Source organism: Ectobacillus panaciterrae DSM 19096 (genome assembly GCF_000430785.1).
Taxonomy (GTDB): Bacteria; Bacillota; Bacilli; order Bacillales; family Bacillaceae_G; genus Ectobacillus; species Ectobacillus panaciterrae.
This window is the reverse complement of sequence record NZ_AUMR01000172.1, coordinates 1-2,533: the sequence shown is the minus strand read 5'-3', so window position 1 is coordinate 2,533 and position 2,533 is coordinate 1. Positions and strand designations below refer to the sequence as shown.

Annotated in this window: 2 protein-coding genes; one reads left to right on the top strand and one right to left on the bottom strand. The window is 45.5% G+C overall.

What is annotated here, in order from left to right; all coding sequences use genetic code 11:
- Positions 1–475 precede the first annotated feature (475 nt).
- Entirely contained in the window at positions 476–1,063 is a 588-nt protein-coding gene (locus tag H540_RS0121950) for a TetR/AcrR family transcriptional regulator (RefSeq protein ID WP_028402395.1), read from the bottom strand.
- Positions 1,064–1,516: 453 nt separating this feature from the next.
- Here H540_RS0121950 and H540_RS0121945 point away from each other — a divergent pair, with 453 nt between their 5' ends.
- Positions 1,517–2,260, top strand: coding sequence for an SDR family NAD(P)-dependent oxidoreductase (locus H540_RS0121945; protein ID WP_028402394.1), 744 nt, complete (start codon positions 1,517–1,519; stop codon positions 2,258–2,260).
- The last annotated feature ends 273 nt before the right edge of the window (positions 2,261–2,533 follow it).

Sequence of the window (2,533 nt, the reverse complement as noted above, 5' to 3'; positions counted from 1 at the left end):
CCTTCTCTTGTATTGAAGAAAAGAACATCGACGAATTGTTTGACCTAATCTATCGAGGTGTGAAAGATATTGAAAAAGTAACAGCTCAATAAGGGATCGCCATCAAGTTAAAATTTTGCAGCACCCCCAGAACGAAATTTTAGACCTTCTTGTAACAAAGAAGCCCATTTTATCGTTTTGGGGGTGACCTGTTTTCTTGGCTTGATGGCGATGGGGTCCCGCCAACATTTTAACGAAAATATACGCTAAGCCTTCGGATGTGACCGGCCCCGGCCGTCTCTCTTCTATCAATCACGTAATCCGGAAGCCAGCATGCGGCGCCGTCTGGCCTGCGACGGCCGCTGCTCATCGACGAAAAAACGGAGCGGAACAACGACCGTCCGGGCCCCGCTTCCCGCTGTGCTTATTGATGTTTAAAGCAAAATGATTGTCAACTTGTTGTTTAGTGAGTGCGATGTTAAATATGTTCTTACCATTATGCTTGTCCTGGAAATAACGTATCCAAAATACGATTTACAAATTCAACCTGCTCTTCTTGAGACTCCTCTTCACCTAAAAAATTCAATTGGAATGCACGTTGAAAACAACTTCCCAGCAATAAATCCGCTACAGCTCTTGAATGCAGTTTCTCGCTGATTCTACCAATATTTTTTTCTTTCAATAAATAAGCTTCCACCGCCTCATTTGCCGCATATGGACTTTCATTTCGTAAAGCAAAACCTTCTCGATGACGAAGCAATATTTCTGGTTCCGAGAAAATAGAACAAATTAAGGGCATCGAACTATAATAATCCTCCAATGCCGCAAGAGCCACCTGTTTCAGGTTTCTCCGTACCGTTTCTTTACCAGCAAGGCTTTGCAGCAATGTTAAAGCTTTCATCAAATTTTTCAATTTACCCTGTAAAACATGGAGAAATATATCTTCCTTGTTTCTAAAATGATTATACAACGATCCTTCCGAGCAACCGGCTGCCCGAGCAATTTCCTTAGTCGTGGTCTTGGCAAGTCCGTTCGTTAGTAATACTCGCTCGGTAGCTTCAACTATTTTGTTTTTTAAATCCAATTTTATCCCTCACTCTATTGACATGGCGTTGAAAGCCGTTTATGCTCTTATTATGGGTGTGCGCTCACTCAAAGTCAAGTATCGTAATATTATTCATTGATAAGTAAAGACTGGATAATTTTGAGTGTGTACTCACTCAAAATTAAATGCTATAATATTTTTTGTTAGTGAGTAAGTGTTAAGTGCTAACGAGTGTGTACTCACTCAAGATGAAATACCGTAATATTATTCATTAATGAGTGAGCACTAGGTATTTTGAGTGTGTACTCACTCATGAACTAATTTGAAAGGAGGTTGCTCAATTTAAGTCGCAAAATTATCGTAATCACTTTGGCCATCGCAAGTACGTTCAATGGTTGTGAATGCAGTAATACTAATAACCGATAACTGGCCAAGTACTGGTGAACACCAATTTTTATCAAAATGCCAATGAAATTAAAGGAGGAAAAAAATATGGGTAGGCTTGAAGGAAAAGTAGCAATCGTCACCGGCGCCGGTCGCGGCATCGGACGTACCATCGCAAAGCTGTTTGCGGCGGAAGGCGCCAAGGTGGCGGTCGTGTCACGCACCCCGGCAAACGTCGATGCCGTCGTCGCAGATATCAAGGCCACGGGCGGAAATGCCATCGGCGTAGTCTGCGACATCGGTGATGCCGGCCAGATCAAGGCGGCGATCAATACGGTCGTCTCGGGTTATGGCGGGATTGATATCCTGGTGAACAACGCGTTCGATTCGTCGGCGCCCTTCTCATCGGTGATCGACCTCTCGGTGGAGCAGTTGCAACGCAACTTCGACACTGGCCCTATCGCCTATCTACGGATGATGCAGGCTGCCTATCCTCACCTCAAGGCGAGCGGAGAAGGACGCGTCATCAACTTCGGTTCGATGGCGGGCGTGATCGGGCTGCCGGGCTACACCCCTTACAATATGGCGAAGGAAGCGGTGCGCGCTCTGACCCGCACTGCCGCACGCGAATGGGGACCCGACAAGATCACCGTGAACAACATCCTGCCGGTCGCGGAAACATGGGGGCCTGAGGCCGATGTTCCACCGCCGACCAACCCGCTCGGCCGTTACGGGTCCCCTGAAGAAGATATTGCGCCTGTGGTGCTCTTCCTCGCCAGCAAGGACTCGCAGTTCATCACAGGCTCAAGCCTCACGCCCGATGGCGGCTCGATCATCGACAGCGCCCGCTGAGATGACGCAGCGCAGCTCGCTTAATGTAAAAGGAGGTTGCTCAATTTAAGTCGCAAAATTACCGTAATCACTTTGGCCATCGCAAGTACGTTCAATGGTTGTGAATGCAGTAATACTAATAACCGATAACTGGAAAAATACTGGAACACTAATTTTTATCAAAATGCCAATGAAATTAAAGGAGGAAAAAATTTATGACGTTAGAAATTTTACAAGCAAAATTTGAATTAAGAGAATTAGTTGATGCTTTTTCAAATTTGGGAGATGAAAAAA